Origin of the sequence: Paraburkholderia sp. XV, from assembly GCF_020177535.1 — a bacterium.
Lineage (GTDB): Bacteria > Pseudomonadota > Gammaproteobacteria > Burkholderiales > Burkholderiaceae > Paraburkholderia > Paraburkholderia caribensis.
Map to the genome: position 1 here is coordinate 1 of NZ_JAGUUD010000158.1, position 14,836 is coordinate 14,836.

Sequence of the window (14,836 nt, forward strand, 5' to 3'; positions counted from 1 at the left end):
ACAGGGGCGACGCGTGAAGCACGCTAACGTAACGCGGATGCCAGCGAAAGCAAAGCCCAAAACACCGACCAGCGAAGCGAGAAGTCAAATCGCGGATGCCAGCGCAAAAACAAAAACACCAAACAACATCACAAAAGCCAGCGGCAAGCCAACCGAAAGACCCCAGCCGGCCGCAGGCCAAAAAAAAATCACTGCCCAGCAACAGTCATCCGCTCAATCAAAACAGAACCCGTCTGCTTAGTCCCGCGGACAATCGTGTCCGCCCCAATCGCTACGACATGCCGGAACATCTCCTGCAGCGTACTGGCAACAGTAATCTCTTCAACAGGATACTGAATCTTCCCATTCTCGACCCAGAACCCCGACGCGCCGCGCGAATAATCGCCCGTCACGTAGTTGACGCCCTGCCCCATCAACTCAGTGAGCAACAACCCCGTCCCGAGCTTGCGCAGCATCTCCTCGAAGTCATCCGACGCCTGCGTCAACGAACTCCGCAGCGACAGATTATGCGAACCACCCGCATTGCCCGTCGTCGGCATGCCGAGCTTGCGCGCCGAATACGTCGACAGAAAATACCCTTCGACAACGCCGTCCTTCACCACCGAACGCTGCTTCGTCCGCACGCCCTCTTCGTCGAACGGCGCACTGCCCATCGCGCGCGGCACGTGCGGATCTTCCACGACCTGCACATGCGGCGCAAACACCGGCTTGCCGAGACTGTCGACCAGAAACGTCGTCTTGCGATACAACGCGCCGCCACTCGTCGCCTGCACGAACGCGCCGAGCAAACCCGCCGCGAGCGGCGCCTCGAGCAGCACCGGCACCTTGCGCGTGTCGAGCCCGCGCGCGCCCATGCGCGCCAGCGCCCGCTCGGCGGCATAGCGTCCGACCGCTTCGGGATCGGCAAGCTCACCTGCACTACGCTTCGACGTATACCAGTCGTCGCGCTGCATGTTGCGCCCGCTCCCCGCGATCGGCGCGCACGCCACGTAATGACGCGAGTACGGATAACCCGAGAGAAACCCGCGCGACGTGCCGAGCACGAACTGCGAATGCTGGGCCGACACACTCGCGCCTTCCGAGTTCTTGATCTGCGGGCTCACCGCGAAGGCGGCATCTTCCGCGCGGCGCGCGAGCTCGACAGCTTCGTCTGCGTCCAGATTCCACGGGTGATACAGGTCGAGATCCCGCGGGTCCTTTTCCAGCAGCTCTTCTTCCGCCAGACCCGCGCAGTCGTCCTCGGCCGTGAAGCGCGCGATGTTGTACGCGGCCATCACCGTGTCCTTCAGCGCTTGGGACGAAAAGTCAGACGTACTCGCGTTGCCGCGCTTGTTGCCGATGAACACCGTCACGCCGACCATCTTGTCGCGGTTGTGCTCGATGGTTTCGACTTCGCCGCGCCGCACGGAGACGGACAGGCCGTCGCCTTCCGAAATCTCGGTTGCCGCGTCGCTTGCGCCGAGCGACTTTGCGTGACGAAGAATGTCGGAGGCGATTTCCTTCAGTTCATCCTGCGTATGCGGGAAAAATCGTTGCCGGGCTTCCGTGTCTGCTGCCATTGTCGTTTGCCGTCCTGAGTTGCGGTGCCGTCCGGGCCGAAGCCCGCGAGAGTTCGTCGTTGCCAGCGCTGTGTTCAGCCGGCCTGTGCGCCGACGTATCCCGCGATCATAGCAAGCTCTACGCTAGCGTACCTGGCATTCGCATGTGCCTCGCGCGCATTGCTTCGCGGACCGCACCTCGCCCAGCCAGCGCGGCCCGGCACGCTACAATATCGGGCATGACACGCAAAACCCGCATTCAACCCATGGAACCCGCTGACGTCGTCGACGACAACGGGTATGACCGTCCCAGCAAGTCGCAACTGAAGCGCGAAATGCACGCGTTGCAGGAGCTGGGCGTAGAGCTCGTCGCGCTGCCGAAAGACGCATTGAAGCGCATGCCGATGCCCGAATCGCTCGATGACGCCGTGCGCGAAGCACGCCGCATCACCGATCACGAAGGCAAGCGCCGCCAGATGCAGTACGTCGGCAAGGTGATGCGCGGCCTGCTGGACCACGAAACGGCCGCGCTGCGCGAAGCGCTCGACAGGTACAAGGGCGTCAACAAGGCCGAAACGGCGCGCCTGCACTGGATCGAACGCACCCGCGAGCAGCTGCTCGCCGACGACGCCGCACTGACCGAATTCATCCGCCAGCACCCCGCCGCCGACCCGCAGGAAGGCCGCACGCTGATCCGCAATGCGCGCAAGGAAGCGCAGCAAGGCAAGCCGCCGCGCTACTTCCGCGATCTGTTCCAGTGGATCAAGAACGCAGACGGCGCCGGCCATGACGACGCCGGCAGCAACGATTCCGAAGATCTGGACGACGACGATGACGAATCCCGTGCGTAATCATCCCGACGAGCTGATCGTCGGCCTCGTGTCGATCAGCGACCGCGCCAGCACGGGCGTCTATGAGGACAAGGGCATTCCGTCGCTGCAGGAATGGCTCGGCAGCGCCCTCACCTCGCCGTTTCGCACGGAGACACGGCTGATCCAGGACGACGCGCCGACCATCACGAAGACGCTGATCGAACTGGTCGACGAAGCCGGCTGCGATCTCGTGCTGACGACAGGCGGCACAGGCCCCGCGCGCCGCGACGTGACGCCCGAGGCGACGCTCGCAGCGGGAACGAAGGAAATGCCCGGCTTCGGCGAGCAGATGCGCCAGATCAGCCTCAACTTCGTGCCGACGGCGATCCTGTCGCGCCAGGTGGCGGTGATCCGCGAGACGGCCGAACGCGCCGCGCTGATCATCAATCTGCCGGGGCAGCCGAAGTCGATCAGGGAAACGCTGGAAGGCTTGCGCGATGAAGCAGGGAAAGTGAAGGTGCCGGGCATTTTCGCCGCCGTGCCGTACTGCATCGACCTGATCGGCGGCCCGTACATCGAGACTAACGCCGCCGTGGTGGCGGCGTTCCGGCCGAAGAGCGCAGTGCGCGCTCCGCGGCAAGGCTGAAACTTATTTCGCGCTGGCTTCGCTGGACGGCGCGTCGGCCGCGCTCGCGGTGCTCGCCGCCGGGATCAGGAAATGCTCGCGGTAGTAGCGCAGTTCGTCGATCGATTCGTGGATGTCGGCGAGCGCGGTGTGCATCGCGCGCTTCTGGAAGCCCTTGTAGATCGCGGGCTGCCAGCGGCGGCACAGTTCCTTCAGCGTGCTGACGTCGAGGTTGCGGTAATGGAAAAACGTTTCCAGTTCGGGCATCCAGCGCGCCATGAAACGGCGGTCCTGGCAGATCGAGTTGCCGCACATCGGCGACTTGCCGGGCGGAACGTGCTGGCCGAGGAACGCGCGGATCTGTTCGGTAGCGTCGGCCTCCGTCACCGTCGACGCGCGCACGCGATCGATCAGCCCGGAACGGCCATGCGTGTTCTTGTTCCAGTCGTCCATCTTGCCGAGCGTTTCGTCGCTCTGATGAATGGCGAGCACGGGGCCTTCAACCAGCCTGTCGAGCGTCGAGTTCGTCACGACCACGGCGATTTCGATGATACGGTCGTTGTCGGGATCGAGCCCCGTCATTTCCATGTCCAGCCAGACGAGATTCATGTCGCTGCGCACGAGCGGCTGATCGACGGATTCGATAATGTCAGTCATTGAAAGCAACCTTGATTGGGGACCGCGCGAGCGGATCGCGTTACACCCGCCGCCCGCCGAAGATGGCGCGCTCCCGCCCGCGAGCGGGAACAACCATATAATTCTCGCATAGAACCTACGGATTCCCCGGATGCCTCCTCTCTACTTCACCGTTCTGTTCGTGATCGCCGTGCTGGCGATGGTCGGCACGAAGCTCTGGCTCGCGTCGCGCCAGATCCGCTTCGTTGCGGCGCACCGCGAGAGCGTGCCGCAGCAGTTCGCGGGCACGATCGCCCTGTCCGCGCACCAGCGCGCCGCCGACTACACCGTCGAGCGCACGCGGCTCACGATGATCGAGATCGTCGTCAGCGCGGCCGTGCTGATCGCGCTCACGCTGCTGGGCGGCGTGCAGGCGCTCGATCTCGCCATCGGCGACGTGGCGGGCAACGGCTACATCGGCCAGATCCTGCTGGTGGCGGCCGTGATCGCGATCACGAGCGCGATCGACCTGCCGTTCGACTATTACCGCCAGTTCGGTATCGAACAGCGCTTCGGCTTCAACCGGATGACCAAGCGCATCTTTTTCGTCGACCGCATCAAGGGTGTGCTGCTCGGCGCCGCGTTCGGCCTGCCGCTGCTGTTCGTCGTGCTGTGGCTGATGAATCAGGCGGGCACGTACTGGTGGTGGTGGACGTGGGTCGTATGGGTCGTGTTCCAGATGCTGGTGCTGATCCTCTATCCGTCCTTCATCGCGCCCATGTTCAACAAGTTCGAACCGCTGAAAGACGAGGCGCTCGTGCAGCGCATCGATGCGCTGATGAAGCGCTGCGGCTTCGCGGCCAAGGGCCTGTTCGTAATGGACGGCAGCCGCCGTTCGGCACATGGCAACGCGTATTTCACGGGCTTTGGTTCGTCCAAGCGCATCGTGTTCTTCGACACCCTGCTCTCGCGTCTGTCGGGCAGCGAGATCGAAGCGGTGCTCGCGCATGAACTCGGCCACTTCAAGCGCCGCCACGTGATCAAGCGGATGATCGTCACGTTTCTGATCAGCCTCGCGATGCTTGCGCTGCTCGGCTGGCTCACGCAGCGTACGTGGTTCTTCGAGGGGCTCGGCGTGCGTCCGTCGCTGACGGCCAGCAACGACGGCCTCGCGCTGGTGCTGTTCTTCCTCGCGGTGCCCGTGTTCCTGTTCTTCGTGACGCCGCTGGGCAGCCTCAGTTCGCGCAAGCATGAATTCGAAGCGGACGCTTTTGCCGCGACGCAGGCCGACGCGAAGGATCTCGTCAACGCGCTCGTCAAGCTGTACGAAGACAACGCGTCGACGCTCACGCCCGACCCGCTCTACACCGCGTTCTACTACTCGCATCCGCCTGCGTCGCAGCGGATCGACCGTCTGCTGCGTCACGCATGAGCGGCCGCTCGCCGAAAGCGCTGCGCGCCGCTGCCGCCAGCGACCGCGCCCAGGAGCGCGTGCGCGGCCTCGTGATCGCCGCGCATGGACGTCACTACATCGTCGCGCCCGAGGACGGCAGCGCGATCCTGCAATGCTTCCCGCGCGGCAAGCGCAGCGAGATCGCCGTCGGCGATCAGGTGCTGTACGAGTCGACATCCGCCGATCAGGGCGTGATCGTCGAGATCGGCGAACGGCGCAATCTGCTGTATCGCTCGGATCAGTACAAGTCGAAGCTGTTCGCGGCGAATCTCGATCAGCTGCTGATCGTGCTCGCCACCGAGCCGCATTTCAGCGAAGACCTGCTCGGCCGCGCGCTCGTCGCCGCGGAAGAGAACGAACTGAAGCCGCTGATCGTGCTGAACAAGATCGACGTCGAAGCCGCGCTGCCGCTCGCGCGCAAGCGGCTCGACCTGTATCGCGGACTCGGCTATACGGTGCTCGAAGTGTCCATCAAGGGGCAGCCGGACGCCGCGCGCGAAATCCTCGAAACCCATCTGAGCGGCCATTCCACCCTGCTGCTCGGCCAGTCGGGCATGGGCAAGTCGACGCTCGTCAATCTGCTGATTCCCGATGCCGAAGTGGCGACGCGCGAAATCTCGACGGCGCTCAACAGCGGCCGCCACACGACCACGTTCACGCGCCTCTACCCGCTTCCCGTTGGCGAAGGCGCGTTGATCGACTCGCCGGGCTTTCAGGAATTCGGCCTGCATCATCTGACGGAAGGCATGCTCGAACGCGCGTTTCCCGAGTTCAGGCCGCTCTTGCCCAACTGCCGGTTCTACAACTGTCACCATCTGCATGAGCCCGGTTGCGCGATCCTCGAAGCCGTCGCCGATGGCCGCATCGCGAAGGAACGGCACGCGCTCTACGCGCAGCTCGTACATGAGGCAAGCCAGATCGTCCGTTGACAGCAATCATGATGAAGCTCATGCGCGCGCCCAACGTCGTGATTGGGCAGCATTGGATCAACGTGCTGGCAGCGGCGGGTATTGCGTGCGAATTGCATAACCGCTATCTGAGCGGCGCGATCGGCGAGATTCCGGCGGATCAGTGCGCGCCCGAGCTATGGCTCGTCGACGAACGCGACGAAGCATTGGCGAGGAAGTTGATCGATGCGGCGCGCAGCGGACCGGCCATCGGCGCGCCCAGCTGGCGCTGCGCACAGTGCGGTGAACTGCTCGAAGCGCAGTTCACCGTGTGCTGGAATTGCGGAACGGCGCGCGATCCGCTGGACGGGTGAAACGCCTGTTTAAGGGAAAGTCGGCGCTCAGGCGAGCCAGACGGCGATCGTCAGCATCAGCAGCAGGATCATCCACAGGATCACAGCCCGCCATACCAGGCCCACCGCCGATTGCAGCGTGCGCGGCGTGCAGTCGTCGCCGACGGGCATCGGGCCGCCGTCGCCCGTTGCCAGCGCGTCGAGGCTCGATACCTCAGCGAGCGGGCCCGCGAGACGCGCACCCAGCGCGCCGCTGCCGGCGGCGAGCAGCACGCCGTCGTTCGGGTCGGGCCATTGGCGCGCATGGTTGCGCCACGCGTAGATTGCGTCTTCGAAGTTGCCGACGATCGCAAAGCCCATCGAAGTCAGACGCGACGGAATCCAGTCGATCACGAAGAACGCGCGCTGCGCGAAGGTGGAGAACGCAGCCGTCCGGTCGTCGACAGGCTTCGACCAGGTGCGCGCCAGATACTCAGCCGTGCGATACAGCACCGCGCCCGCCGGACCGACAGGAACCAGGAACCAGAAGAACACGCCGAACACATGCCGATGCGATGCGACGACGGCATGAATCAGCGTGTGCCGGACGATTTCGCTGACGGGCATATCGACGGTATCGAGGCCCGTCCACTCATTGAGAATTTCACGCGCGCGCGGCACGTCGTCGTTGTTCAGCGACAGGTGGATGTCGGTGAAGTAATGGCTGAACTGGCGAAAGCCGAGCGTGAAGTACAGCACCGCAACGTTCCAGAGGAACGCGAGCACGAAGTGGATCTCGTACAGCACGAAATAGATCAGGCCTGTGACGAGCGTCCACGGCAGCACGACGACCAGCCACGCGAGGATGCCGTGCTTCTCCTTGCCGGCATCGAAGCCGTGCGCCGTCGATTCCGCATGGTATTGAAGGAGCGCCGACACCGGATTGTTCGGCGACAGCGCGCGCATCTGTTCGATGATGAGGGCCAACAATACGGAGAAAAAAGTCATGCGAGACGCCGTGCTATTCGAGTTCTTACCGGACGGTTCTTGCCGGCCGATCCGGTCCGATGAGCGGAATTGGCCATAACGATAGCACAGGGTCGGATGAGGCTGAGCGGCTGCAATACAAACGTAATGAAGCGGCCCTGCATGCCGATCGCGCGGCTACGCATCATGCCGCGAGGAAGCGATAGAAATTGCGCAACATGCCCGCCGTTGCGCCCCAGATGAAGTAATCGCCGCCTACCTCGCCGCGCGGATACGGCATTGCAAAAAAACGACGCTCGCCGCCTTCCCAACTCAGCACGCGGACCTCGTGATTCTTCGGGTCCATCAAAAAGCCTAGTGGGACTTCGAAAATCTCCGCTACCTCGAACGTATCTGCCTGCACCGTGAACGGCGGATGCACGAGACCGACGACGGGCGTCACGCGAAAACCCGTGCCCGTCAGGTATTCGGGCAACGCGCCCAGCACCTCGACGCGCGACGGATCGAGGCCGACTTCTTCCTGCGCTTCGCGCAAGGCAGTTGCCGTCGTGGTGGCGTCGTGAGGCTCGTGACGGCCGCCGGGGAAACTCACCTGCCCCGCGTGATCGTTCAGATGCGCGGTGCGCTGCGTGAGCAGCACGGTCAAGCCGCCGTCACGCACGACGAGCGCCACCAGCACAGCGGCGACGCGGGGATCGCCCGTTTCGCGCCACCGCACTTCGCGCGTCTCCTGCTCCCATGGCACGTTCTGCTCGAAGCGTGCGCGCAGGCCGTCCGGCGTCAGGCGCTCTGGCGCGATGGCAGGCAGATCGATATCCGCCGGTTCAACAGGCAAGCTTTCGGGATCAAAAACGGGACGGGAGGGACGGGAAGGCGCGGTCAATGGAAGTCTCGAAACGAGCGCGAGTGGACACGACGCTATTTTGACCTGGCAAACAAAAAAGCACCCGCGGAGGGTGCTTTTTCTTACAGCTTTTACTCTTGAGCAGCTGCAGCGCGGTCTTTCGACACCAGCTTTTCTTTGATTCGAGCCGACTTGCCCGAACGTTCGCGCAGGTAGTACAGCTTCGCACGACGCACATCGCCACGACGCTTGACGACGATGCTTGCCAGCAGCGGCGAATACGTCTGGAACGTACGCTCGACGCCTTCGCCCGACGAAATCTTGCGGACGATGAACGACGAGTTGAGGCCACGATTACGCTTCGCGATCACGACGCCTTCGTAAGCCTGAACGCGCTTGCGGTTACCTTCAACCACGTTGACGCTGACGATCACCGTATCGCCAGGAGCGAATTCGGGGATGGTTTTGCCTGCGAGCGCGCGCTCGATTTCTTCCTGCTCGAGTTTTGCAATCAGATTCATTACTGACTCCTGTTGCCATCTTGTCGGCGTTCGTACCTGCCTCGCGCTGCGCGCGTTCGGCTACGGCCCCGATAGAGGATGGGTTCACATCTGGAACCGGCCACGCATGGACGGCTCCGCCTTGACCCCGCTTCGTTGCGCGAAGCTCAATGCTTCGCTGCTTCCTTGGCGAGATTTGCGAGCCACGCCTCGTCGGCACGGCTCAACAACTTGTTCTTTCTGGCCTGAACGATCAGATCGGGCCGCTTGACCAGCGTATTGCGCAACGCTTCGCGCCGCCGCCACAACTCGATTTCCGCATGATGGCCGCCGAGCAGCACATCGGGCACACGCACGCCGTCGTATTCCTCGGGACGCGTGTAGTGCGGGCAATCGAGCAAGCCATCGACGAAACTGTCCTGCACCGCCGATTGTGCATCATTCAGCACACCCGGCAGATGACGCACGACGGCATCGATCAACGCCATGGCCGGCAACTCGCCACCCGACAGCACGAAGTCGCCGAGGCTGACTTCTTCGTCGACGACACGGTCGATCAGACGTTGATCGATCGCTTCGTAGCGCCCGCACAGCAAAATCAGACCAGGCTCGGCGGCAAAGCGCATGACCTTGTCGTGATTGAGCGTGGCGCCTTGCGGCGACATCATCACGACGCGCGCGCCTTCGATGCCCTGCTCCGCCTGCGCCGCCTTCGCGGCGCCGATCGCGTCTTCCAGCGGCTTGGCCAGCATTACCATGCCGGGGCCGCCGCCGTACGGGCGATCGTCGATTGTGCGGTAGTTGTCGGTTGTGAAATCACGCGGATTCCACGTGCGCAACCCATATCGCTCCTGCTTCGCCGCGCGGCTCGTAATACCCCAGTCGGTCAGCGCGCGAAACATGTCAGGAAAGAGCGTAACGATATCGAACTGCATCGCTCTCTCCGTGAAGCGAAATGTTTTAGTAATCGGCTTCCCAGTCGACGATGATCTTCTTCGCCGCCTGATCCACCGTTTTGATGAAGACGCCGACGAACGGGATCAGGCGCTCGCCGGTGACCGGCTCGCCGTCTTTCCCGGTAGCCGGATATTCGATGCGCAACACCGACTGCGCACCGTTGTCGATCAGATCTGCAACCTTGCCGAGTTCGACGCCCGCCTCGTTCACAACATCGAGGCCCAGCAGGTCGACCCAGTAGAATTCGTCGGTTCCGAGCGCAGGGAAATCGCTGCGACGCACGTAGACGCGGTGGCCACGCATCGCGAATGCAGCATCCCGGTCAGCCAGGCCGCCGAGTTGCGCAACGATGCTGTCGCCATGAACCTTGGACTGCAGGCGGGGCGCCGATTTGCGCTCGCGGCCCTTCTCGAGCCACCAGCGTTTGGCACTAAGCAAGGCGTCGCCGCCCTGACCGGCGTCCGCATGCGCGGCCACCTTCACCCAGCCTTTGAGACCGTATGCATCGACAATTGCGCCGACCTCGACAGCGTCGTCGGGCCAGCTTTCCGCCGATTCAGCCTGCATGCCTTGCGCAGCTTCGGCCGTTGCGGCATTCGCCGCGGCCCGCTCGACCGGCTTGCGGACAAACGCGCCAAACGACGCTCGCGCGCCAGGCTGTGTTTTCGCCTTGGCGCGTCCTGAACTATCCGAATCACGCTCCGACATCAGCGAACCTCAAGCCCTGCATACGTCAAACCTGCACACCTCGGACTCGCGCAGAACCACTGCCGCACGAGCCGACGATGTACCGTAACACTGCACTTAAGCAGCCGGTTGCGCCTTTTGCGCTTCCTTCACCAGACGCTGGACGGTCGGCGACAGTTGCGCGCCAACGCCTTGCCAGTACGTCAGGCGGTCTTGAGCGATACGCAGCGACTCACCCTTCGTGGCGACCGGGTTGTAGAAACCAACGCGCTCGATGAAGCGGCCGTCACGACGGTTACGCGAATCGGTTGCGACGATGTTGTAGAAAGGGCGCTTCTTCGAGCCGCCACGAGCCAAGCGGATGATGACCATACTAGAATCCTTGAAAACCGGGGTTCGAAACTACTGAAACACGCGATTATAGCCGGAAACCGAAAGCACAACAAACACTTAGCGGGATAAACTGAGCCGCGACGCTGCGGGCAAGGCTCGATGGCCAGGCCACATGGGCCTGTACAAGCACGATGGGAGCGACATGAGGCGCTTGCTGATGCGATTTTGCCTATATGTCAGGGCACCGTCGCGCGGATGCCACGCTGCGCCTGCGCGCCGTCTCCGTTTCCGGGCCACATCCGCTTCGCGCCGCCCCACCGCGGAATGCCGGCATAAGTCTCCACAAGTGCCGCGCGCAATGCGGCCAGCGTAGAATGCGCGACGGCTGTGCGCGGAATCCGCAGCCTCAGAAGCCGTCCGTCACCTTGTCGCTCACGCTCATGGCCACCGTCGCTACGCATCACTCGCGCTTTCGCTCGAAGACCCTCACCGCCGCGCTCGCTTTCTTCTTCGGCACGCTCGGCGCGCACCGCTTCTATCTGTACGGTTTGCGCGACGTGTGGGGTTGGGCGCACCTCGTTGGGACGATCATCGGCATTCCTGGCTTCATGCTGCTCGCCGCCACCGAGCGCGCCGCAATCATGGGCTGGGCGCTCGCCTTTCCCGGTGCCGTGTCGATGCTGGCGGCTTTCCTCGCGGCGATCGTCTACGGCCTGCGCCCCGACGAAAAATGGGACGCCCAGTTCAACGCGGACACCGGCCAGCAGAGCCGCTCCGGCTGGACCGTTATCTTCGTCGTGATCTTTTCGCTGCTGATCGGCGCATTCCTGCTAATGACGGGACTCGCGCTGTCGTTCCAGACCTACTTCGAATCGCAAGTCGAGGCCGCAAAAGCGATCTCGCAATAAGGTCGCATTCAGAAAAGACTCAATTGAGGCGTGTCCAGCGTGTCCGGCGTAGCCGGCTTACGCGGTTTGGGTGACTCGGCGCGCTTGAAATGCGACATGTCGAGAATGCCGTGATTGCGCGCATTGAGACCAAGCCGCCGTACCGCGTTCGCAAAACGCTGCTTGAGCAGATCAGCCCATAGCCCCTCGCCTTTCATACGCGTCGAAAACGACGCGTCGTAGTCCTTGCCGCCGCGCATGTCGCGCACGCGGTTCATCACGCGCTCGGCGCGGTCGGGGAAATGCGCTTCCAGCCACCCCTTGAAGAGCGGCGCAACTTCCCAAGGCAGACGCAACACGATATAGCTCGCGCTCGTCGCGCCCGCTTCCGCGCAGGCCTCCAGCACGCGCTCCATATCCTGCTCGGTGACGAACGGAATTACGGGCGCAATGCTCACACCCACCGGGATGCCCGCCTCGCTCAACGCGCGAATCGTCCTGAGCCGCCGCGCGGGCGTGGCAGCGCGCGGCTCCAGCGTGCGAGCGATGTCGGCGTCGAGCGTCGTAATGGTGATGGCCGCCATCATCAGCCCTTTCGCGGCCATCGGCGCCAGCAGATCGATATCGCGCTCGATCAGCGAGTTCTTGGTGATCGCGGCGAACGCCTGGTTGTGCTCGCTCATGACCTGGATCACGCGCCGCGTCAGCTTGAGATCCCGTTCGACGGGTTGCCATGCGTCCGTATTCACGCCCAGCGCGATCGGCTCCGGCACATAGGATTTCTTCGCCATTTCACGCGCGAGCAGTTCCGGCGCGTTGACCTTTGCGTAGATCCGGCTTTCGAAGTCGAGGCCCGGCGACAGGCCAAGATAACTGTGCGTAGGCCGCGCGAAGCAATAGATACAGCCATGCTCGCACCCGCGATACGGATTCAGCGACACGCTGAACGGAATATCGGGCGACTGGTTGTGCGTGAGGATGCTTTTCGCGCGCTCCTCGAATAGCTGCGTGCGCAACGCCGGACGCCCGCTTTCCTCTTCCGGCGGCGCGATCCAGCCGTCGTCGACGGCCTCGCGCTGGTCCACTTCGTAGCGGCCCTGCACATTCGTGACCGCGCCGCGCCCCTTGCGCGGAGCGGGTGGCGCGATTGGAAATTCGGGAATGTCTCGATCGTAGTCGGTCACGGCACACGGCAAAAGCAATGCTCAATACTGTACAAATATACAGTGTTTACAGCTTTTGTCGAGCATGACTTGAGCGGCCACTTCGGCCTTGCGCGAGTCACGCCGTAAGCGTCACTCGCCTACAGCAATGTTCAGCGTTTCCTTGATTTCTTCCATCACGACATAGCTTTTCGACTGCACCGCGCCCGGCAGTTGCAGGAGTATGTCGCCAAGCAGCTTTCGGTAGTCGGCCATTTCGCCGATGCGCGCCTTGATCAGATAGTCGAAATCGCCCGACACGAGATGGCATTCGAGCACCTCGGGAATCTTCTGCACTTCGCGCCGGAACTGGTCGAACATGTTGCCGCTCTTGTGATCGAGCGTGATCTCGACGAACACCAGCAATGCCGCGCCCAGTTCCGCCGGATTCACGCGCGCGTGATAGCCCGTAATGACGCCGTCGCGCTCCATGCGCTTGACGCGCTCGATGCACGGCGTCACGGAAAGACCCACCTGCTCGGCCAGTTCCTTCATGGCGATCCGGCCATCCTGCTGGAGGATTTTCAGGATCTTGTGATCGAGTTTGTCGAGCGCTCGAACGGGCTGACGCTGTGTACGCATGGTTTTTACTGAAAATCTGAAAAATACAATAACAAAACCTACCTCGACGCAAATAGTATAGCGGTTAACACTAGGCATGCGGCAAACCACCTCGTCTATCGAACAAAAACGCGAAGAACGGGGTTTTCCACCACGCTGCGAGCCTTCCGACCTTTATGGAGCAGCTATGCGAGTCGTCGTTCTGGGCAGTGGCGTCGTTGGGGTTACGACCGCCTATTATCTTGCGCGCGCGGGACACGAAGTCACCGTGATCGACCGCGAAGCGGGCCCTGCGCTCGAAACCAGCTTTGCCAACGCCGGCCAGATTTCGCCGGGCTACGCTGCGCCGTGGGCGGCGCCGGGCGTGCCGCTGAAGGCCGTCAAATGGATGTTCCAGAAACACGCGCCGCTCGCCATCCGGCTCGACGGCACGCAGTTCCAGTTGCAATGGATGTGGCAGATGCTGCAGAACTGCACGTCCGCGCGCTATGCCGTCAACAAGGGCCGCATGGTGCGTCTCGCCGAATACAGCCGTGATTGCCTGCAGGCGCTGCGCGCCGAAACGGGCATCCAGTACGAAGGGCGCACGGGCGGCACGCTGCAACTGTTCCGCACGCAACAGCAACTCGATGGCGCGGCGAAGGACATCGCCGTGCTCGAGGATGCGAACGTGCCGTACGAACTGCTGATGCCGGGCGATCTCGCGCGTGCCGAACCCGCCCTCGCCGCGACGGCGCACAAGCTGACGGGCGGCCTGCGTCTGCCGGGCGACGAAACGGGCGACTGCCAGTTGTTCACGACGCGTCTTGCCGCGCTCGCCGAACAGTTGGGCGTCAAGTTCCGCTACAACACGCCGATCGACGCCCTGGCGCTGGAAGGCGAGCGCATCGCCGGCGTGAAGTGCGGCAGCGAGATGGTGCGCGCGGACAGCTTCGTCGTCGCGCTGGGTTCTTACTCGACGAAGTTCCTGTCGGGCGTCGTCAAGATTCCCGTATATCCCCTCAAGGGCTATTCGATCACCGCGCCGATCGTCAATGCCGAGTCGGCGCCCGTCTCGACGGTGCTCGACGAGACGTACAAGATCGCGATTACGCGTTTCGACGACCGGATCCGCGTCGGCGGGATGGCGGAGATCGTGGGTTTCGACAAGAAGCTGAAGCAGGCGCGCCGCGAGACGCTCGAAATGTGCGTGAACGACCTGTTCCCCGGCGGCGGCGATACGTCGAAGGCGACGTTCTGGACGGGCCTGCGCCCGATGACGCCGGACGGCACGCCGATCGTCGGCCGCACGCCCGTGTCGAACCTGTTCCTGAACACGGGACACGGCACGCTCGGCTGGACGATGTCGTGCGGCTCAGGCCAACTGCTCGCCGACCTGATCTCGGGCAAGCGTCCGGCGATCCAGTCCGGCGATCTGTCGGTGCATCGCTATCTCGGCGAGACGACGGGGCAGACGCGTCCGGCTTACGCCTGATTCGCTTCTCCCGGATACAGCAACGGCGCCTCACGGCGCCGTTGTTTTTTCTGCTTTGGTTTTCGACGTGACGCGAATGGGGCGTCGTCAGAACTGATCTTCGGACAACGCGAGCACGCCCTCGCCGCCCTTCGCGCTGGTG

The 14,836-nt window shown here is 63.1% G+C and carries 18 protein-coding genes; 8 read left to right on the plus strand and 10 right to left on the minus strand.

Going from position 1 to position 14,836, the window contains the following annotated elements; genetic code table 11:
- On the plus strand, positions 1-241 hold a 241-nt coding region (locus tag KFO72_RS38185), incomplete at its 5' end, for a hypothetical protein (protein WP_225034248.1).
- Here KFO72_RS38185 and pmbA read toward each other — a convergent pair.
- Positions 189-1,559 (minus strand): metalloprotease PmbA, encoded by a 1,371-nt coding sequence (gene pmbA, locus KFO72_RS38190; protein WP_225034249.1) that lies wholly within the window; start codon positions 1,557-1,559, stop codon positions 189-191. The two genes, KFO72_RS38185 and pmbA, sit on opposite strands and share 53 nt — an antisense overlap.
- Before the next feature lie 218 nt (positions 1,560-1,777).
- Between pmbA and yjgA the strand changes: the two genes are divergently transcribed.
- Together yjgA and mog are read left to right on the plus strand one after the other, a co-directional pair.
- On the plus strand, positions 1,778-2,389 hold the full coding sequence (gene yjgA / locus KFO72_RS38195; RefSeq protein ID WP_060601782.1) for a ribosome biogenesis factor YjgA: 612 nt from the start codon (positions 1,778-1,780) through the stop codon (positions 2,387-2,389).
- Positions 2,370-2,996 carry a molybdopterin adenylyltransferase gene (gene mog / locus KFO72_RS38200; RefSeq protein ID WP_225034253.1) on the plus strand — a complete coding sequence of 209 codons (627 nt, stop codon included), beginning with the start codon at positions 2,370-2,372 and terminating at the stop codon, positions 2,994-2,996. Before yjgA ends, mog begins: the two co-directional genes overlap by 20 nt.
- Positions 2,997-2,999: 3 nt before the next feature.
- Here the strand turns inward: mog and orn are convergent, their stop codons facing one another.
- Positions 3,000-3,632, minus strand: coding sequence for an oligoribonuclease (gene orn / locus KFO72_RS38205; protein WP_060601786.1), 633 nt, complete (start codon positions 3,630-3,632; stop codon positions 3,000-3,002).
- Between the two features lie 130 nt (positions 3,633-3,762).
- Here orn and KFO72_RS38210 point away from each other — a divergent pair, with 130 nt between their 5' ends.
- From KFO72_RS38210 to KFO72_RS38220, 3 genes are read left to right on the plus strand one after another with little or no spacing between them, the layout of a single operon-like run.
- Positions 3,763-5,022: a M48 family metallopeptidase gene (locus KFO72_RS38210; RefSeq protein ID WP_225034250.1), complete on the plus strand. Its 1,260-nt coding sequence runs from the start codon at positions 3,763-3,765 to the stop codon at positions 5,020-5,022.
- On the plus strand, positions 5,019-5,972 hold the full coding sequence (gene rsgA, locus KFO72_RS38215) for a ribosome small subunit-dependent GTPase A (RefSeq protein ID WP_224101272.1): 954 nt from the start codon (positions 5,019-5,021) through the stop codon (positions 5,970-5,972). The genes KFO72_RS38210 and rsgA overlap by 4 nt, the downstream gene beginning before the upstream one ends.
- An 11-nt stretch (positions 5,973-5,983) precedes the next feature.
- Positions 5,984-6,304: a putative signal transducing protein gene (locus tag KFO72_RS38220; RefSeq protein ID WP_054934101.1), complete on the plus strand. Its 321-nt coding sequence runs from the start codon at positions 5,984-5,986 to the stop codon at positions 6,302-6,304.
- Positions 6,305-6,331: 27 nt separating this feature from the next.
- On the opposite strand, the gene KFO72_RS38225 is transcribed toward KFO72_RS38220, so the two are convergent.
- From KFO72_RS38225 to rpsP, 6 genes are all read right to left on the minus strand, one after another.
- Entirely contained in the window at positions 6,332-7,270 is a 939-nt protein-coding gene (locus KFO72_RS38225) for a CobD/CbiB family protein (RefSeq protein WP_225034251.1), read from the minus strand.
- Positions 7,271-7,433: 163 nt separating this feature from the next.
- Positions 7,434-8,132 carry a CoA pyrophosphatase gene (locus KFO72_RS38230; protein WP_054934098.1) on the minus strand — a complete coding sequence of 233 codons (699 nt, stop codon included), beginning with the start codon at positions 8,130-8,132 and terminating at the stop codon, positions 7,434-7,436.
- 92 nt (positions 8,133-8,224) lie between these two features.
- Positions 8,225-8,614 (minus strand): 50S ribosomal protein L19, encoded by a 390-nt coding sequence (gene rplS, locus KFO72_RS38235; RefSeq protein ID WP_035990096.1) that lies wholly within the window; start codon positions 8,612-8,614, stop codon positions 8,225-8,227.
- A gap of 146 nt (positions 8,615-8,760) precedes the next feature.
- On the minus strand, positions 8,761-9,528 hold the full coding sequence (gene trmD, locus KFO72_RS38240; RefSeq protein WP_035990094.1) for a tRNA (guanosine(37)-N1)-methyltransferase TrmD: 768 nt from the start codon (positions 9,526-9,528) through the stop codon (positions 8,761-8,763).
- A gap of 25 nt (positions 9,529-9,553) precedes the next feature.
- Positions 9,554-10,258: a ribosome maturation factor RimM gene (rimM, locus tag KFO72_RS38245; protein ID WP_035990092.1), complete on the minus strand. Its 705-nt coding sequence runs from the start codon at positions 10,256-10,258 to the stop codon at positions 9,554-9,556.
- A gap of 96 nt (positions 10,259-10,354) precedes the next feature.
- Positions 10,355-10,609, minus strand: coding sequence for a 30S ribosomal protein S16 (gene rpsP / locus KFO72_RS38250; RefSeq protein ID WP_006476550.1), 255 nt, complete (start codon positions 10,607-10,609; stop codon positions 10,355-10,357).
- A gap of 401 nt (positions 10,610-11,010) precedes the next feature.
- On the opposite strand from rpsP, the gene KFO72_RS38255 reads away from it, so the two are divergent.
- A complete protein-coding gene (locus KFO72_RS38255; RefSeq protein ID WP_054934100.1) occupies positions 11,011-11,478 on the plus strand; it encodes an NINE protein in 468 nt (155 codons plus the stop codon).
- An 8-nt stretch (positions 11,479-11,486) separates the two neighbouring features.
- Here the strand turns inward: KFO72_RS38255 and KFO72_RS38260 are convergent, their stop codons facing one another.
- The gene (locus tag KFO72_RS38260) at positions 11,487-12,641 is read right to left on the minus strand and encodes a PA0069 family radical SAM protein (RefSeq protein WP_225034252.1); all 1,155 of its coding nucleotides are present in this window, start codon (positions 12,639-12,641) and stop codon (positions 11,487-11,489) included.
- 111 nt (positions 12,642-12,752) lie between these two features.
- Positions 12,753-13,241, minus strand: a complete 489-nt coding sequence (locus KFO72_RS38265; protein ID WP_054934096.1) for an Lrp/AsnC ligand binding domain-containing protein — start codon at positions 13,239-13,241, stop codon at positions 12,753-12,755.
- 166 nt (positions 13,242-13,407) lie between these two features.
- On the opposite strand from KFO72_RS38265, the gene KFO72_RS38270 reads away from it, so the two are divergent.
- Entirely contained in the window at positions 13,408-14,694 is a 1,287-nt protein-coding gene (locus KFO72_RS38270) for a D-amino acid dehydrogenase (protein ID WP_176055569.1), read from the plus strand.
- The last annotated feature ends 142 nt before the right edge of the window (positions 14,695-14,836 follow it).